Origin of the sequence: Kutzneria viridogrisea DSM 43870 (genome assembly GCF_000525635.1) — a bacterium.
In the GTDB taxonomy this organism is placed as follows: domain Bacteria; phylum Actinomycetota; class Actinomycetes; order Mycobacteriales; family Pseudonocardiaceae; genus Kutzneria; species Kutzneria viridogrisea.
In genome coordinates this window covers 1,948,976-1,965,762 of record NZ_CP007155.1, presented here as the reverse complement: position 1 = coordinate 1,965,762, position 16,787 = coordinate 1,948,976, and the positions used below count along the sequence as shown (strand labels likewise).

The 16,787-nt window shown below is 70.5% G+C and carries 14 protein-coding genes; 7 read left to right on the top strand and 7 right to left on the bottom strand.

Features of this window, described 5'->3' with window-relative positions:
• Nucleotides 1-400 precede the first annotated feature (400 nt).
• Nucleotides 401-886, top strand: a complete 486-nt coding sequence (locus KALB_RS08870) for a MarR family winged helix-turn-helix transcriptional regulator (protein ID WP_025355368.1) — start codon at nucleotides 401-403, stop codon at nucleotides 884-886.
• Here the strand turns inward: KALB_RS08870 and crcB (KALB_RS08865) are convergent.
• The 5 genes from crcB (KALB_RS08865) to KALB_RS08845 form a co-directional block, all read right to left on the bottom strand.
• On the bottom strand, nucleotides 868-1,224 hold the full coding sequence (gene crcB, locus KALB_RS08865; protein WP_025355367.1) for a fluoride efflux transporter CrcB: 357 nt from the start codon (nucleotides 1,222-1,224) through the stop codon (nucleotides 868-870). The genes KALB_RS08870 and crcB (KALB_RS08865) overlap by 19 nt on opposite strands.
• Complete coding sequence (crcB, locus tag KALB_RS08860) at nucleotides 1,221-1,673, bottom strand: fluoride efflux transporter CrcB (protein WP_030111719.1); 453 nt, start codon at nucleotides 1,671-1,673, stop codon at nucleotides 1,221-1,223. Before crcB (KALB_RS08860) ends, crcB (KALB_RS08865) begins: the two co-directional genes overlap by 4 nt.
• A 64-nt stretch (nucleotides 1,674-1,737) precedes the next feature.
• Nucleotides 1,738-2,235 carry a peptidylprolyl isomerase gene (locus KALB_RS08855; protein WP_025355365.1) on the bottom strand — a complete coding sequence of 166 codons (498 nt, stop codon included), beginning with the start codon at nucleotides 2,233-2,235 and terminating at the stop codon, nucleotides 1,738-1,740.
• 52 nt (nucleotides 2,236-2,287) lie between these two features.
• Nucleotides 2,288-4,234, bottom strand: coding sequence for a glycoside hydrolase family 31 protein (locus KALB_RS08850; protein WP_025355364.1), 1,947 nt, complete (start codon nucleotides 4,232-4,234; stop codon nucleotides 2,288-2,290).
• A 365-nt stretch (nucleotides 4,235-4,599) separates the two neighbouring features.
• Entirely contained in the window at nucleotides 4,600-5,007 is a 408-nt protein-coding gene (locus KALB_RS08845) for a subtilase-type protease inhibitor (RefSeq protein ID WP_030111718.1), read from the bottom strand.
• Between the two features lie 282 nt (nucleotides 5,008-5,289).
• Between KALB_RS08845 and KALB_RS43735 the strand changes: the two genes are divergently transcribed.
• Entirely contained in the window at nucleotides 5,290-5,805 is a 516-nt protein-coding gene (locus KALB_RS43735) for an RNA polymerase sigma factor (protein WP_025355362.1), read from the top strand.
• A gap of 77 nt (nucleotides 5,806-5,882) precedes the next feature.
• Here KALB_RS43735 and KALB_RS08835 read toward each other — a convergent pair whose 3' ends face one another.
• Complete coding sequence (locus tag KALB_RS08835; RefSeq protein WP_025355361.1) at nucleotides 5,883-6,599, bottom strand: hypothetical protein; 717 nt, start codon at nucleotides 6,597-6,599, stop codon at nucleotides 5,883-5,885.
• Between the two features lie 238 nt (nucleotides 6,600-6,837).
• Between KALB_RS08835 and KALB_RS08830 the strand changes: the two genes are divergently transcribed.
• From KALB_RS08830 to KALB_RS08810, 5 genes are all read left to right on the top strand, one after another.
• Entirely contained in the window at nucleotides 6,838-8,097 is a 1,260-nt protein-coding gene (locus KALB_RS08830) for a bifunctional glycosyltransferase family 2/GtrA family protein (RefSeq protein ID WP_025355360.1), read from the top strand.
• Nucleotides 8,094-10,259 (top strand): ArnT family glycosyltransferase, encoded by a 2,166-nt coding sequence (locus KALB_RS08825; protein ID WP_025355359.1) that lies wholly within the window; start codon nucleotides 8,094-8,096, stop codon nucleotides 10,257-10,259. The genes KALB_RS08830 and KALB_RS08825 overlap by 4 nt, the downstream gene beginning before the upstream one ends.
• Nucleotides 10,260-10,314: 55 nt before the next feature.
• Entirely contained in the window at nucleotides 10,315-11,043 is a 729-nt protein-coding gene (locus tag KALB_RS08820; RefSeq protein ID WP_030109774.1) for a response regulator transcription factor, read from the top strand.
• Nucleotides 11,043-12,524 (top strand): sensor histidine kinase, encoded by a 1,482-nt coding sequence (locus tag KALB_RS08815; protein ID WP_042220297.1) that lies wholly within the window; start codon nucleotides 11,043-11,045, stop codon nucleotides 12,522-12,524. Before KALB_RS08820 ends, KALB_RS08815 begins: the two co-directional genes overlap by 1 nt.
• Before the next feature lie 408 nt (nucleotides 12,525-12,932).
• Nucleotides 12,933-13,907 (top strand): LacI family DNA-binding transcriptional regulator, encoded by a 975-nt coding sequence (locus tag KALB_RS08810; RefSeq protein WP_025355356.1) that lies wholly within the window; start codon nucleotides 12,933-12,935, stop codon nucleotides 13,905-13,907.
• On the opposite strand, the gene KALB_RS08805 is transcribed toward KALB_RS08810, so the two are convergent.
• Nucleotides 13,890-16,349, bottom strand: a complete 2,460-nt coding sequence (locus KALB_RS08805; protein ID WP_030108841.1) for a DUF2961 domain-containing protein — start codon at nucleotides 16,347-16,349, stop codon at nucleotides 13,890-13,892. The two genes, KALB_RS08810 and KALB_RS08805, sit on opposite strands and share 18 nt — an antisense overlap.
• Nucleotides 16,350-16,787 lie beyond the last annotated feature (438 nt).

Sequence of the window (16,787 nt, the reverse complement as noted above, 5' to 3'; positions counted from 1 at the left end):
CCCACAGCGACAGCCGTGCTTGCGGGCGACCGCGCTCCGGGAGCAAAACTCCCGGAAAGCACGGAGCCCCCGTCCGAGGACGGGGGCTCCGGTTTCCCGTCACCAGGGGGGAGGGGTGACGGGAGGTCTTTGTTCATCGCTAAGCCTAATGCATCTGGCGGGAACAGCAAGCCCCGGGGCCCGAATCTTCACTTTTGGCCCTGCCTGACAGCTCAAGCCTTCCTCAAGCTTGCACGGTAGTGCGTGAAACCTGGCGGTTTCCGCCAAACGGGTGTAGAAGAGACCCCTCACGGCTGCATCGATTCACCACAGGGAGCGCTGTGACCGTGCGCACAAACCCGTGGCGCGATCGCCAAGTTCGTGGGCAATCCCCAACGTGGGATCGCCTTACAATGGGGCCATGAGCGGAGCGCACCGACCGGACCAGTTCGTGCTCCCGGAGCGCATGTTGGACATGCCGAGCTTCCTGTTCGTGATGCTCGCGAAGGAGTGGCGGCGCCTGGGCAACGCCCTGTTCAACGACTCGCTGCGCGGTCCGCACATGGTGATCCTGGCCTCGCTGGTGGACTTCGGCGCCTCCTCGCAGAAGGAGATCAGCGAGCGGCTGGGCATCGACGCCAGCGACCTGGTCGCCCTGCTGGACGACCTGGAGAAGGCGGGGCTGGCCAACCGCAAGCGCGACGAGCGCGACCGCAGGCGGTACGCGGTGATGGCGACCCAGGCCGGGGAGCGGGTGCTACGCCAGCGCATGACCGGGGTGCGCCAGCTCAACGAGGAACTGCTCGAACCGCTGACCGATGCCGAGCGGGCGGAGCTGCACCGCTTGCTGCTCAAGGTGTTCGCGCACCACCAGCCGCGGCGGGTGCCTCAGGCCGCCAGGGAGTAGCCCAGCAGCGCGACGCCCAGCCCGGCGCCCGCGCTGATCAGCACGTTGAGCAGCGCGTAGAAGTACGACCTGGACTCCAGCAGGCGGACGGTCTCGTAGCTGAAGGTGCTGAACGTGGTGAAGGCCCCGCACAGGCCGGTGCCCAGCAGGGCGAGCAGCCCGCCGGGCAGGGCCGAGCCGAGGCCGACCAGCACACCGAGCACGAAGGAGCCGATCACGTTGATCAGGACCGTGCCCCAGGGGAAGGCCGTGTCGTGCCGGGACTGGACCGCGCGGTCGAGCAGGTAGCGCAGCGGGGCGCCGACCGCTGCCCCGAGCACGACGAGCAGTTCGGTCACGAGGACCTCCGAGCGCAGACCAGCCGGGTCACGGCCATGGAAAAGGCCGTGGCGGCGAACCCGCAGAGCAGGGATCCGAACAGGTAGGCGACGCCGACCAGCACCGTGCCGGGTCGCAGCAACCCGTGCACCTCCACGGCGAAGGTGGAGAAGGTGGTGAGCCCGCCGAGCACGCCGACCCCGAGCAACGGCCGCAGCAGCCGGTGCGGGGTGAGGACCTCGGTGATGACCACCATCAGCACACCGATCAGCGCACAGCCCACCACGTTGACGGTGAAGGTGGCCCAGGGCACGCGGCCGGGCTCGGCGGGCAGCAGCTGCGCGAGGCCGTAACGGGCCAGCGAACCCAGCGCGCCGCCCACCGCGATCGCGGCGAGCACCGGCCAGCCGATCTCATTGCGCTGCGCGGGTACGTGCAGGTCCACGTCAGGATCGACCGATCGGCTCACGGGCGGCACAGTAGCAACAGGTGGCGGCAGGCCAGCCGCCTGCCGCCACCTGTCAGTGCGGAGCTCAGACCACCTTGGCCGCGGTGATCACGATGTCCTCGGTCGGCACGTCCTGGTGGCCGGCCTTGCTGCCGGTGCGCACCCCGGCGAACTTGTCGACCACGTCCTGGCCCTCGACGACCTTGCCGAACACCGTGTAGCCGAAGCCCTGCGCGGTGGGCGCGGTGAAGTCCAGGAACGCGTTGTCGCTGAAGTTGATGAAGAACTGCGAGGTGGCCGAGTGCGGGTCCGGGGTGCGGGCCATGGCCACCGTGTAGCGCAGGTTCTTCAGGCCGTTGCTGGCCTCGTTCTCCACCGGCTTGCGGGTCGCCTTCTGCTTCATGTCCGGGGTGAAGCCGCCACCCTGGGCCATGAAACCGGAGATGATCCGGTGGAAGATCGTGCCGTCGTAGTGACCCTCGTTGACGTAGGTCACGAAGTTCTCGACGGACTTCGGGGCCTTCTCCGCGTCGAGTTCGAGCACGATCGAGCCGAGAGTGGTGTCCAGCTGGACCTGGGTCATGATTCTCCTTGGCAGATACTGCAACTGGACACACCGTATAACGCGGCCGTGATCAGAGCAGCGCGGCCAGTAGGGAGTCGGTGTCCCCGGTGCCCATCCGGACGAACAGCGGTAGCGTGCCCGGCCCCGCGTGGTAGTCGTGCAGGTCCCCTCGCACGACCCGGTGGTTGGCCACGTCGAACCAGGCCCCGTGGCCCAGGTGCACGTCCCGGCTGGTCCCCTCGGTCAGCACCGGCGCGACCAGCAACCCGTCCCCGAGCAGCCACTCGTCGGTGATCGTGTAGGCCGCCTGGTCCTGCGGGTCCTCGAAGAACAGCGGCTTCATGATCGGCTCACCGGTGGCCAGCGCCCGGTCCCGCTGGCGCAGGATGTACGGGGTCAGCCTCTCGTGCAGCCGCACCGCGTCCCGGTAGTACTGGACGGTCTGCGCGTCGAAGCCCACCGGCGAGGTGGAGGCGTACATCAGCGGGGTGGCCGCCGCGGCCTGCGCCCAGCGGATCAGCACCTGCCTGTCCGGGTGCTGCCCGTCCGAGCCGCCGATCATGTCGCTGGTCACGAACGGGTAGCCCACCGTGGACAGCGCCAGCAGTTGGCGCACCGCGACGCCCAGTGCCGCGAAGTTCGCCTCCTTGTCGATCTCGCGCACGACGAACCCGTTGCGCTGCGCCCCCGTCCAGTGCGAGCGGATGCCCACGCCCTGCAGGTCGTAGCCGTCGGCCATCTGGGCCCCCAGCCGCTGGTAGTCGGCCATGCTCAGGTCCGGCCGGTACGGCGCGCAGCTCTCGTCGAAAAAGCGCGTGTCGAACTTGAAGCCGTCCACCCCGTAATCGGTCATCAGCTGGTGCAACTGGCCCTGGTACCAGGCGTTGGCCTCCGGGTTGGCCAGGTCCACGATGCCCGCCGCGCCGTTCCACCACTGCACGGTGCACGGCTTGGCCGGGTCCGCCTTGGACTTGAGCAGCCAGCCCCGGCTCGCGGCCAGCGCGTAGTTGGCCGAGTCCGGATTCGCCCACAGGCTCACCCACAGCCCGAACCTGGCGCCCAGCCGGTGCACCTGGTCGACCATGCCGTGCGGGTCGGGGAACTTGGCGTTGAAGGTGAAGTCCCCGTAGTGCGCCGACCAGCCGTCGTCCAGGCTGAAGGTGTGCGCCGGGATGCCCGCGTCGTGGATGCCGCGCGCCCAGTCCAGGAAGCCCTGCTGCGTGACAGCGGTGTAGAACTGCGCCCAGGAGTTCCAGACCGGCTCCCGGTACTGGTAGTCCGGGGCGTCGCTCTTCTCCGGTTTGCCCGCGATGCCCACGTAGTCCTGGAAGACCTCGCGCGCGGTGTCGCGCACGAGGATCGTGGCCGACAGCTCGCCCCCGGCCAGCTCGGTCAGGTCGAACACCCCGGGGTGGCGGTTGCCAAGCGACACGTCCTTGACCCCGTTGCCGAGCAGGTACAGGCCCGATCCCCTGGAGGTGAACCAGAACGGCTCGGTCATGTAGTACTCGGCGGGCCCGAAGGCGGGGTCCAGCGGCTGGCCGGTCTCCAGCGGCCAGGGCTGGAACGCGATCGGGTCCTGGGCGCCCCTGGTCGTCTCACCCTGGCCGTACCAGTGGCCGCCCGAGGCGAGGTCGTAGTGCACGCCGAGCCGTCCCGCCGAGGGCGGACGCACCTGGGCCGCCAGCGACAAGCGGTGCTCGCCGGGGCCGATCGTGAGCTGGACCGTGCGGGCCGGGTCGGTGGTTCCCAGTGACAGCACCAGGTTCCCGGCCGAGTAGTGGGATGAGCGGACGTTGGTGACCGTGCCGCCGTCGAAGTCGATGGCGGGCGAGGCGGTACGCAGCACGACCTGTCCCCCGTGCCGCACGGTGAGCCGGAACGGGGCGCGGTCGATGTCGAGCCGGTAGCCGGAACGGTCCACCGACAGCCCGGACGCCGCCGCGACCGGTGCCAGGCCGAGACAGCTGGCGACTGCGGTCGCCAGCGCGACCGCGAGCGAAATGGTTCGACCCATGGTTGACACCATGCGGCGGCCCACTGGGACCGTCAAGCAATCTTGTTGTGTGGCAAGAAAAATCGGCCACCGGCACCGGACACGCCGATTGCCTGGTCATTCGCCGTCCGGCCGTCAGGGTGCCGTCACCGGTTGGCCGAACACCACTCCACCACTGGTCGACAAACCCCAGCCCACTGGTCTGGACCGCCCTCCGAGTTCCCCTCACCTGGCACGAAAGGGGCAATTCCGCTGCCCGTTCTTCCCGGGAAACACGAAGGCGGGCTGATGCGGTCCCTGCCACCGCACCAGCCCGCCCGGTCAGGTAACCGGTGCGGTCCCTGCCACCGCGCCGGCACCTGGTCTGTGGGGACCCGGTCCCGTCCTCAGAACTCGAAGACGGACTTGGTCCTGGAGTGCAGAGCGCACTCGTTGCCGCAAGTCTGACTGAAGCTGACGAGCACTCCTCGCCAGTATCCGCTCTCGGAGACGGTCACCGGCTTGTAGATCATCGAACACAGCCGGTAGTCCACCGGAAGTGCCCGGAAGTCTCCCCCCACGGCCGACAGCTGCGAACAGGAGTCGACTGCGAACGGGTGGTCTCCGCCGATGGGATCGCACCGTAGCACGCTGGCGTTACGCACCGGTGAGATCTCCGTGCCATCACTGATCGTCAGCACCAGCATCGACTGCGGTGCGCCGAGCGGGACGGCGGGGGCGGCTGCTGCGACTGCGGGTACGGCCGTGGTGACGGCCGCCGCCACAAGACAGACGAGGAGCGGGGTGCGCCTCATCTCGCATCCTCCTGGAGAGTTGCCGTTCGGAACCGCGGATCTCGCGTTCCACAGGGTCTACGTCTGGGCCCCACGTGAACTCACCACTTCTCACTCGTTTGGCCGAGCAAGCACCCACAGCGACCAGCGGTAACGTGATGTATCTAACGGTCATCAGCCGGTGACAGCAAACGTTGTAACACCGTAGACACAGACTGGACCGAGTGTGGTCTGCCTCGGCCGGACGTTTTCCGGCCCCATGTCGATGAGACGACAACTTCTTCCTCAGTCGAGAGGACTGCAATGCAGCCACAGCGCCCGGACCGGGTTCCCGAGGTCCCGGTCCGCTTCTGGGAGGAGTGCGCGAAGTTCCGCCCCCAACTGGTCGGGATCGCCTCCCGCCACTCCGGGGGACCGAGTCAGGCCGAGGACATCGTGCACGACGCACTGGTGCGCGCGGCCGGGTTCTCGGAACTGGACCTCGACCGCCTGCACCCCTTCCTGGTCACGGTGGTGAAGCGGCTGTGCGCGGACGAGGCCCGCCGCAACTCCACCGCGAACCGGGCCTACGCGAACCCGAAGCTGCATCCCGAACCCGCCGTCGATCCCGCCGAACGAACCTGCGACCGCGCCGAGGCGGACTGGGTCGCGTCCAAGCTGCCCAGGTTGACCGAGTACGAGCGGTCCCTGGTCTCGCTGGTGGCCAAGGGCTACCCGCACAACGACATCGCCAGGATCCTGGGCACCACGCCGAGGGCCACCCAGACCGCCATCTGCCGGGTCCGCGGCAAGATCAAGTCCTGGCGCCGGGGCGAGTAGCCCGCCAAGCACCGAAGAGAAACGGGCCGCACCAGTGCTGGTGCGGCCCGTCCTGTCGTGCGGGGTGGTGCGGGTGATCAGTACCCGCCGGTGCCACCGCCGCCGTTCCCACCGCCCCCGGCGGGCGGGGTGGCGGCCGGGGTGGTCGGCGGCACGGTCGGCGCGGGCGGCGGGGTGGACGGCACGCAGGTCAGGTTCTTCTTGCCGTCCGGGGAGATGACCCACCAGGTCCCGCCAACGCCCTGGCCGGTCCACTTGCCCGGCTGCGGGTCGTTGGAGAACTTGTAGAGCGGCCAGCCCGCGATGGTCACCTGCATGGAGCCGTCCGGGCGGGCGACGGTGCCCACCAGTGCCGGGTCGACGCCCGCGATCTGCGGGGTGCCCTGGGTCAGCACGGGCGGCCAGATCTGGGCGCACTTGTCCACGCAGTTGGACTTGGGCGGGTTCGCGGTGTCCTTGTCGAAGCGGTACAGGACGAACCCGTCCTTGTCGGTGACGACCGAGCCCATCTTCGGGATGGTCGTCGCGGACAGCACCGCGGGCCCCGCGCCACCGGCGGGCGCCGGTGCGGCGGTGCTGGGCTCGGCGCTGGCCGAGGTCGGGGCGGGGGCGCTGGACGACGCGGAACCGGGGTCACCGAGCTGGACGGTGACCGGGGACTGCGCCGCCGCCGGCGTGACCGCGCCGGAGTTGTTCTGGCTGGCACCGAGTTCCTGGATGCCCAGCCAGGTCAGCGCGGTCACGGCGGTCAGGCCGCTGGCGATACCGATCGCGATTCGACGGCCTCGTGTCACTGGTTGCCTCCCTTGTTGCGACTGAGGTGCTACCTAGCGATACGAGCGATTCCGGGGGTGGGTTCAAAACGAGTTCGGGGCCGCTGCCCGCGCCCGGCTGTGACCGGCGCGACACGCCTGGTCAAGACTCCCAGTTTGCTTTGAGGTTGTGTCCAGGCTGCTCGCACACAGCCCGGCCATACCTGGAGGTGGCCCGGAAGGCGGGCCGGTCAACCTCACTGGGGTCAGGTGGTCGGACATGGCTGGTGCGACCGTGGCACGGGGACGCGAACAGGTCCCCGATCCGCGATGGGCGGTCGGCAGGACCGCGACAGTGGACATCGTCGTCCCCGTCTACAACGAGGAGCGTTCGCTGCCGGGGTGCATCCGGGTGCTGCACGCCTATCTCACGGAGCACTTCCCGTTCGAGTGGACGATCACGGTGGTGGACAACGCCAGCACCGACTCCACCATGGCGGTGGCGACGGAGCTGGCCGAGCACACCGACGGGGTCCGGGTGCTGCACCTGGACCGCAAGGGCCGGGGCCTGGCCCTGCGCACCGGCTGGGGCTGGAGCGACGCCGACGTGGTGGTCTACATGGACGTGGACCTGTCCACCGGGCTGGACGCCCTGCTGCCGCTGGTGGCCCCGCTGGTCAACGGCCACTCGGACGTGGCGATCGGCTCCCGGCTGGCGGCTGGTTCGCGGACCGTGCGCGGGCCCAAGCGGGAGTTCATCTCCCGCTGCTACAACGCGATGATCCGGTTCACCCACGGGGCCCGGTTCTCCGACGCGCAGTGCGGGTTCAAGGCCGTGCGCACCGACGTGATCCGGCCGCTGCTGCCGCACATCGCCGACGACTCCTGGTTCTTCGACACCGAACTGCTGCTGCTGGCCGAGCACAACGGCCTGCGCGTGCACGAGGTGCCGGTGGACTGGGTGGAGGACGTGGACACCCGGGTCAAAGTGGTCAAAACGGCCTCCGAGGACATCCGCGGGCTGATCCGGGTGGCCAGGGCCAAGGCGACCGGCGCGGCCACCGTGCCCGGACTGCCGCGCAGGCCCGACCCGCGCCCCGCGCACCCGGACGCCGTGGTGGGCACGCCCAACAGCGGGCTGCTGTGGCAGCTGATCTCCTTCGGCCTGATCGGGCTGGCCTCCACCGCGGCCAACCTGCTGCTGTACGCGCTGATGCGCACCTGGTGGCCCGTGCTGGTGGCCAACTTCGTCGCGCTGACCGTCACCACCCTGCTCAACACCGAGGCGAACCGCCGGTTCACCTTCACCCGCGCCCGGGGCTCCACCGGCCGGGTGCACCTGCAGGGACTCATCGTCTTCGCCCTGTACTACGCGTTCACCTCGGGCGCGTTGCTGGCGTTGGCCTCGTTCGACCCCAAGGCGTCCAAGGCGCTGGAACTGATCGTGCTGCTGACCGCCTCACTGGTCGGCACCGCGGCCCGGTTCGTGCTGCTGCGGACCTGGGTCTTCAAGAGCACCACCACGGAGGAACGCGCATGACCACGGCCGCTGAGGCGACCGCACCGGCCCAGGCACCGGACGTACCGGACACCGAGACGCCCCGGCGCCGGTGGCAGCCCTGGGCGCTCGCACTGATCGTGCTGGGCTCGGCGGCCCTGTACGCCTGGAACATCACCGGCACGGGCTGGGGCAACACCTTCTACACCGCCGCCGTCAAGTCGATGTCGGAGAGCCTGACCAACTTCGTGTTCGGCTCCTTCGACCCGGCGGGCGTGGTCACCGTGGACAAGCCGCCGATGGCCCTGTGGCCGCAGGTGGTCTCGGTGTGGGTCTTCGGCTGGCACAGCTGGGCCGTGCTGCTGCCCCAGGTGGTGGAGGGCGCCGCCGCGGTGTTCCTGCTGCACCGCACCGTGCGCTACTGGGCGGGCGAGAACGTGGCCCTGGTGGCCGCGCTGGTGCTGGCCATCACCCCGATCACCGTGGCGATCAACCGGGACAACAACCCGGACACCATGCTGACCCTGCTGTGCGTGGCGGCGGCCTACGCCTTCACCCGCTCCGTGCAGCCGGGCGCCAGTTCCCGCAGCGCCACCAAGTGGCTGTTGCAGGCGGCGTTCTGGGTGGGCTGCGGCTTCCTGACCAAGAGCCTGGCCGCGTGGATGATCGTGCCCGCGCTGGCGGTGGGCTACCTGTTCGGCCGCGAGGCCTCCTGGGGCAGGCGGATCGGCGACCTGTTCGCGGCGGCGGGCGTGCTGCTGGTCAGCTCGTTCTGGTGGGTGGCGCTGACCGTGCTCTGGCCCGATCCCAAGCCGTACGTGGGCGGCAGCACCGACGGCAGCGAGCTGACCCTGATCTTCGGCTACAACGGGCTCGGCCGGGTGTTCGGCGAGAACATCGGGCGGGGCGGGGCCGGTGGCGGCAACGCGATGGCCCGCGCGCCGGAGGCGATCGGCCAGGGCGGCCCCGGTGGTCCGGGTGGCGGCGGGTTCGCCGCCGACAACGGCATCGGCCGCATGTTCGGCGAGCAGGTCGGCGGTCAGATCAGCTGGCTGCTGCCGCTGTGCCTGCTGGTGCTGGTCGTGGTCGCCGTGACCGGGGTGCTCACCCGGCGCCGCAAGCTGCCCGCCGACCACCTGGCCCGCGCGGGCTGGCTCATGTGGGGCACCTGGCTGGTCGTGCTGTGCGCGGTGTTCAGCGTGCAGGAGGGCATCTTCCACCCGTACTACACCACCCAGCTGGCGCCCGCGATCGGTGCGCTGGCCGGGGCCGGGCTGGCCCTGCTGTGGCGGCGCTACCGGGACACCGACACGGGGTGGAGCTGGGTGCTCCTGCCACTGGCCGTCGCGCTCACCGCGGCCTGGGCCTGGGTGCTGGTCTCCCGCGACCTGGACTGGAACGGCTGGCTGCGCTACGCCGTGGCCGGGGTCGCTGTGCTGGCCGTGGTCGGGCTGGTGATCGCCCGGCTGACCAGGCAGCAGCGTGCCGACGGTGCGCGCACGGCCGCCGTGCTGGGCCTGGTCGCGGTGCTGCTGGCGCCCGGGGTGTGGTCGGCGGCCACGGCCGGTGCCAGCACGGGCGGCGGCGGGGCGATGGCCAGCGCGGGACCGCCCGGCGGCGGGTTCGGCGGGTTCGGCGGGGGGCGTGGACGGGGCGGCCAGCGCGGTGAACCGCAGGGCCTGCAACTGCCCAACGGCCAGGAGATCGGCCCGGAGCAGTTGCAGGAACTGGCAAGCCGGTTCGGCGGCGGGGGCGAGCAGGTGGCGCTGACCGCCGAGGAGCAGAAGATCCTCAACTACGTCACCACGAACTCCGGGGAAGCCAAGATCGTGATGGCGGTGGAGGGCGGCTCGATGGGCTCCTCGCGCTACATCATCAACAGCAACGCCACGATCATCGGCATGGGCGGCTTCATGGGCAGCGACCCCGCGCCCAGTGTGCGGCAGCTCACCGACTGGAAGGCACAGGGTGCCATCGCCTTCGTGCTCACCTCGGCCAAGGGCGAGTCCGGGCGCGGCGGCCGTGGTGGGTTCGGCGGCGGCCAGGTGGGCCAGGAGCGCACCGAGTGGGTGCAGAACAACTGCAAGGAGGTGGCACCGAGCACCTACGGGGGCAGTGCCGCTTCGTCCACTCAGGACCGACAGGGCGGCCCGGGCAATCCCTTCGGCGGTGGGCAGACCCTGTACGACTGCCGCAACAGGTGACTGGTTCTCAGCTTTCTCCCAGTCACTTCACAGGTTGACAGCGCATGCTGGTGGGGTGGACACGCAGCACCCCGCCCCACCAGCAACCGTGCTGGTGGTCGACGACGAGCCGAACATCCTGGAGCTGTTGTCGGCCGCCCTGCGGCTGAGCGGCTTCCAGGTGCACGCGGCCGACTGCGGGGTGGCCGCGCTGAGCACGGCGGCCCAGGTCCGCCCGGACATCGTGGTGCTGGACGTGATGCTGCCCGACTACGACGGGTTCAGCCTGGCGCGGATGCTGCGCACCAGCCACGAGCGGCTGCCGGTGCTGTTCCTGACCGCCCGCGATTCGGTGGAGGACCGCATCGCCGGGCTGACCGCTGGCGGGGACGACTACGTCACCAAGCCGTTCAGCCTGGAGGAGGTCGTGCTGCGGCTGCGCGCGATCCTGCGCCGCACCCACCAGTACGAGCAGCCCGACCAGGACACCAGCAGGCTGCGCTACAGCGACCTGGAGCTGGACGAGGACGCGCACGAGGTGCGCAGGGCCGGGCGCGAGGTGCGGCTGTCGCCCACCGAGTTCAACCTGCTGCGCTACCTGCTGGTCAACGCCGAGAAGGTGGTCAGCAAGACGCAGATCCTGGACCGGGTCTGGAACTACGACTTCGGTGGGGACTCGCGCATCGTCGAGTCCTACATCAGCTACCTGCGGCGCAAGGTGGACGCCACCGACCCGCCGCTGATCCACACCATCCGGGGCGTGGGCTACACGCTGCGGGTGCCGCGCGCGGACGGCGGCGGCTGATGGTGCGCCGGCCGTGGACCCTGCGCACCCGGCTGCTGCTGGCACTGCTGGGCTTCACCGCGGTCGGGCTGGTGCTGTTCGGCGCGCTGAGCGTGGTGCTGCTGGACCGCACGCTGATCAGCCGGGTGGACGACCAGCTACGGGACACCGCCAGGAAGGTCACCGTCGCCGACCGGCCACCGCCGCGCCCCGGCACGCTCCCGGCCACCGATCCCCGGCTGCCCACCGACTTCCGGCTGTACTTCTTCGACGCCTATGGCGACTACCAGGCCGGGCTCGGGCAGATCCGCGGTGAGGCCGCGATGCCGAAGCTGCCCAAGATGGACCTGGCCTCGGTGCGCGCCGAGCCGGCCGGGCCGAGCACCGTGCGGGACATGTCCGCGGACGGCCCGAACTGGCGGCTGCTCGTGGTCGCCCAGCAGCCCAACCAGTTCCAGCGCGAGGGGGGCACGGCGGCCATCGCGGTGTCCCTGTCGGCCACCGAGCTGACCGTGGGCAACCTGGCCCTGATCGAGATCATCTGCGGCTCGGTGCTGCTCGCCCTGCTCGGTTTCACCGCGACCGTGGTGGTGCGGCTGGGGCTGCGCCCGCTGACCAAGATCGAGCAGACCGCGCAGGCCATCGCCGACGGCGAGCTGGACCGGCGGGTGGCCGACACCGACCGGCGCACCGAGACCGGGCGGCTGGGCGCGGCGCTGAACGTGATGCTGACCAGGATCTCCGCGGCCCTGCGCGAGGGCGAACAGTCCGAGCGGCGGCTGCGGCGGTTCGTCGCCGACGCCTCGCACGAACTGCGCACCCCGCTGACCTCCATCCGCGGCTTCGCCGAGCTGTACCGCAGGGGTGGCGCCACGCAGCCCGCCGACGTGGACCGGCTGATGTCGCGCATCGAGAGCGAGTCGGTGCGGATGGGCCTGCTCGTGGAGGACCTGCTGCTGCTGGCCCGGCTGGACCAGGAGCGGTCCCTGGACCTGACCGAGGTGGACCTGCTGGTGGTCGCCAACGACGTGGTGCACGACGCCAAGGCCGCGAGCCCGGACCGGCGGATCGTGCTGGAGGCGCCGAACGGGCCGGTGCGGGTGGTCGGCGACGAGCACCGGCTGCGCCAGGTCGTGCTGAACCTGGTGGCCAACGCCGTCACACACACCCCCGCCGAGGCGCCGATCCGCGTGTCGGTGCGGCAGGAGCGGGCCCGCCCGCGCGAGGACGCGCTGGCCGTCGCCGGTGGCGCGCTGCCAAGGACCTCCCGGTTCGCCGTGCTCGAGGTGGTCGACGAGGGCCCCGGCATCCCCGCCGACCAGGCCGCGCTGGTGTTCGACCGGTTCTACCGCGCCGACCAGGCCCGCTCGCGCACCAACGGGGGCTCGGGCCTGGGGCTGGCGATCACCGCCGCGATCCTGGAGGCCCACTCCGGCCGCATCGAGCTGACCAGCACCCCCGGCGGCGGCACCAGCTTCCGCGTCCTCCTCGCCCCCGCCTGAAGCTCGGGGCCGCGAGTCCCCGCGAGTCCCGCCCGGGGGTAGGCGAGTCCCGGCCTGGGGTGGGCGAGTCCCGCTCGGACAGCGGCGAGTCCCGGCCAGGCGCGCGCGAATCCCACCCGGACACCGGCGAGTCCCGGTCTAGGGTGGGCAAGTCCCTGCCGGACACCGCCACGAAGGTGCCCTTTGCGACGACCAACGCCTCGAACGGCACCTTCATGACACCGGCGAGTCCCGCTCGGACACTGCGCCGCGAAGGTGGCTTTCACCGCACTGGACGCAGCGAAAGGACCCTTCACTGCGAACTCCCCCACCCAACCACACCACCAAGGTGCCCTTCGCGACGACCAACGCCCCGAACGGCACTTTCAGGACACCCGCGCCGCCCCAGAAATCGATTACCATCGGTTGGTGGCGACCATCAGTGATGTGGCGGCACTGGCCGGGGTGTCCACGGCAACGGTGTCCCGCGTGCTCAACGGCAAGTCTACTGTGGACACCGAGCTGGTCAGCCGGGTCCGCGAGGCGGCCCGCGCGCTGGACTACCGGCCGAACACGGTGGCGCGCAACCTGCGCAGGCGGGACAGCTCGGTGCTCTCGCTGGTGATCTCCGACGTGGAGAACCCGTTCTTCACCGCGGTCGCGCGCGGGGTCGAGGACACGGCACGGGCAGCGGGCTACTCGGTGCTGCTGGGCAACTCCGACGAGGACCCGGACAAGGAGCGCGCCTACCTGGAGCTGGCGGGCCAGGCGCAGACGGCCGGGGTGGTGCTGTCCCCGACCGGCCCGGGCACGGCGCTGCCCGAGGGCACGCCGCCCGTCGTGGCGGTGGACCGGCCACTGCCGGGTGGGCGGCACGACGCGGTGCTGGTGGACACGAGGTCGGCGGCGAGGCTGGCGACTCAGCACCTGCTCGACCAGGGCTACCAACGGGTGGCCTGCCTGACCGGTCCGCCGGGGGTGCACACCGCCGAGGACCGGCTGGCCGGGTACCGCGAGGCGCTGGCGGGCCGACCCGAACTGGTGCGCCGCAGCGAGTTCAAGGCGGCGGGCGCCCGACAGGCCAGCGAGCTGCTCTTCGGCGAGCGGGACCGACCGGACGCGGTACTGGTCGCGAACAGCGCGATGGCCATCGGCCTGCTGGAAACCCTTGCCCAGCAAGGACTTCGCATCGGCGAGGATGTCGGCGTGGTGTCCTTCGACGACGTGCCGTGGGCGAGTTTGGTGCACCCGGCGCTGACGGTCGTACGCCAGCCCGCGCACGAGATCGGCCGCAGGGCTGCGGGTCTGCTGCTGGACCGGATCGGCTCCGTGCGGGGCGAGGCGCACACCGTTGTGCTGGCAGCGGAACTGGTCGTGCGGGGCAGCTCAACCCGTGAGGTGTGAACGGATCCGGTAGCTGGCCGCCGACCAGGCAGGCGCGCCGCCGACCGGCACGATCCGCACGGTGACGGCACTCTTGCCGGAGGTCAGCGCGGCGGGCAGTTCGAAGTTGTCGTCCAGCCAACGCGAGTGCTGGTTGGCCAGGGCCTGCGACCAGGTCCCCGCGAGCTGACCGTCCACATAGACCTGTGCACGCTGTCCGCCAAGGTTCTGGTCACTGACCCGCTCCAGGCGCACGCCCGAGTTGGTCGGCGAAACCTTGGCGCGGAAGGAGATCACGCCGGTGGAAGCCGTCACCCCGTGGCTGACCTGCGTCCCCGACTGCCTGCCCTCGTACGTGGACTGCAACGTCGTGCGCGTCTCGCCAGCCGCCTGGTAGCCGTGTGCGGCACGGCTCGTGTCCTCGGCGAGGTCGACCGCGTCGCTCGCGGCCAGGCCCGAGTCGGACCGGCCGTACCAGTAGGCCGTGGAGCCGTAGTCGGCCGGGGTCTGGTTGACCGGCCCGTGCTCGATGTCGAAGGTCAGGCCGCTGCTGAAGGACAGCGCGTCGTCGATCATCAACCGGTACGCCCCGGTGCAGTCGTGGGCGCAGCCGTCCTCGCCCACCTCGTATGCGGGTGCGCCCGCCAGCGGCATCGAGTAAGTGCCGTTGAGGAAGTACCAGCCGGACTCGTAGAAGTCCTCGGTGCCGGTGCCGCTCATCGTGGGCGAGACAGCACCATCCACATAGGACCGTTCGTCGCCTTCGAGGTACTCGCGGCTGATCGGGTCCACGGTCTGGCCGCGCATCGTGTGCGTCACGCCGTAGAACACGCCCTGCCCCGTGGTGTCGACGAGGTTCCAGTCCTTGCCCTGCAGGACAGGGCCGCTGTGCGAGGTCGTGGAGAAGTAGGCGAGGTTGCCGCCTGCGCCAAGACCCTTCGCCACGGCCGGATCGGCGGCCGAGGTGACCTCCACGGTCGCCCCGGTGATCGGCGCACCGGCGGCGTTGACCAGCTGCACGGTCGCGCTCCGGGCGTAGGGCATGGGCCACCAGGCGGTGTACCAGCCGCCGTCCCCCGCGTCGATCGAGGACATCAGCGTGCGGGTGTCGTACTCGCCCAGGCCGGAGCCGAAGAACTCGCCGACCGGAGAGTCCACTGTGGAGCGTCCGTCGAAGGACAGCCGCAGTCGGGCCCCGGCCAGCAGCGCGTCGGAGGCGGCGACCTGTGCGGCGCTCACCGGGTAGCGGGAGATGTTCGACCCGGACCAGCTCTGCCCCGTGATGGCGTAGCCGTGAGCCATTTCCTCGCCGGGGTGGGCCGGGCCGAGGTCGAGCACGTCGGTGCGGACCAGGTCATCGCCGACCCGGCTGTGCACGTCGTAGCGGAACTCGGTGAAGTCCACATCGGCGGCGATGGACTGGTTGCTGATGTGCAGCAACGACTTGCCCTTGGTCAGCGCGGCGGGGATGTCGATGCTCTGGTCCGCCCAGGTGCCGCCAGGCGCCGGGGCAGTGCCCTGCCAGGTGCCTGCCGGTTTGCCGTCCACGAGCAGGTTCGCCTGCTGGTTCCCGGTCTTCGGATCGAGCCGCCGGGTCAGCCGCACGCCCTGGTTGGCCGGGTCCACCCGCACGGTGAAGGAGCTGGCGCCCTGCTTGAAGGCACGCCCGTCGTCGTCGACTCGCGGGGCGCGGGCCACCTGCGGCAGCTTGACCCGCAGCTGGGTGATCTGGCCGGATCCGGTCAGCTGGGCGAAGTCCCGCACCGCACCAGCGGGCACGTCAGCGGTCTTCGTGACGGTCCTCGCCCCGGGCGCGACGGGTTTCGGGTCGGCGACGCCGAAGCGGCGCAGGCGGTCGACCACGTCCTGCGCCTTGTCGGCGGGGTCGAAGGTGCGCACGCCCTCGGCATCGGCGAACTCGCGGTAGGTCACGTGGTAGAAGTTCGGGTTGTTCTGCACCGTGACCCGCATGGACTCGCGGTAGGGCATCGGCACCTTGACGACCACCCCGCCCTGGGTGTCCTGCGCGTTGGCGACCAGCGGCCACACGAAGGGCGCGCCGAGAGCGCCGTTGGTGAGATCGGTCAGCTTCGCGGACAGCACGGTGCGTCCGTCCAATTCGACCTTGATCCAGCCGGTGGCCGAGACGTCGCCGAAGTCCTGGGTGAACCACATCGAGGCGATCTCGCCGGGGCCGCTGCGCTCGGCGATGACGCAGCCCTCGGTGCTCTTGCGCAGGCAGGAGTAGGTGCCCTCGAAGCCGTCCTCGTTGGCCCCGGCCCGGTCGAAGCTGGAGAACTGCCTGGCCTGACTGCCCGGCCGCAGCTGGGCGAGCGCGTCGACCTGGCGGTACAGGTCCCAGCCGATCGGTCCCTTGGCGGCCGGTTTCGGCGCCGCGGCAACGGGTGTGACCGGCACCAACAGTGCCGCCGCCACCAGGGTTCCCAACGCGGTCCAGCGCATCGACACCAGCTCCCCCAGATCCAGGTAATCGATTACCGCCAACGTAGGGCGCCCGTGTCGGGGTGTCAACGCGGGCGCCCGAGTTCTGGTGATGTCATGGCATGGCCCGGCAGGGCGGGACTCGGGTGCGTCTGGGCGGGACTCGCAGGCAGGTAGGCGGGACTCGCGGTCAGGTGGACGGGACTCGGGCACGCCACGGCGGGACTCACGTGCACCAAGGCGGGACTCGCCAGCAGGTGAACGGGACTCGCCCACGCCAGAACGGGACTCGCCAGCAGGTAGGCGGGACTCGCCCACGCCAGAACGGGACTCGCCAGCAGGTAGGCGGGACTCGCCCACGCCAGAACGGGACTCGCCAGCAGGTAGGCGGGACTCGCGCGCGCCAAGGCGGGACTCGCCAGCAGGTAGGCGGGACTCGCGTGCACCAGGGCGGGACTC

What these genes read in the sequence shown, in the direction of transcription:
- KALB_RS08870 (WP_025355368.1), top strand. Translation starts at nt 401, where the DNA reads ATGAGCGGAGCGCACCGACCGGACCAGTTCGTGCTCCCGGAGCGCATG.
- KALB_RS08855 (WP_025355365.1), bottom strand. Translation starts at nt 2,235, where the DNA reads ATGACCCAGGTCCAGCTGGACACCACTCTCGGCTCGATCGTGCTCGAA.
- KALB_RS08850 (WP_025355364.1), bottom strand. Translation starts at nt 4,234, where the DNA reads ATGGGTCGAACCATTTCGCTCGCGGTCGCGCTGGCGACCGCAGTCGCC.
- KALB_RS08845 (WP_030111718.1), bottom strand. Translation starts at nt 5,007, where the DNA reads ATGAGGCGCACCCCGCTCCTCGTCTGTCTTGTGGCGGCGGCCGTCACC.
- KALB_RS43735 (WP_025355362.1), top strand. Translation starts at nt 5,290, where the DNA reads ATGCAGCCACAGCGCCCGGACCGGGTTCCCGAGGTCCCGGTCCGCTTC.
- KALB_RS08830 (WP_025355360.1), top strand. Translation starts at nt 6,838, where the DNA reads ATGGCTGGTGCGACCGTGGCACGGGGACGCGAACAGGTCCCCGATCCG.
- KALB_RS08825 (WP_025355359.1), top strand. Translation starts at nt 8,094, where the DNA reads ATGACCACGGCCGCTGAGGCGACCGCACCGGCCCAGGCACCGGACGTA.
- KALB_RS08815 (WP_042220297.1), top strand. Translation starts at nt 11,043, where the DNA reads ATGGTGCGCCGGCCGTGGACCCTGCGCACCCGGCTGCTGCTGGCACTG.
- KALB_RS08805 (WP_030108841.1), bottom strand. Translation starts at nt 16,349, where the DNA reads ATGCGCTGGACCGCGTTGGGAACCCTGGTGGCGGCGGCACTGTTGGTG.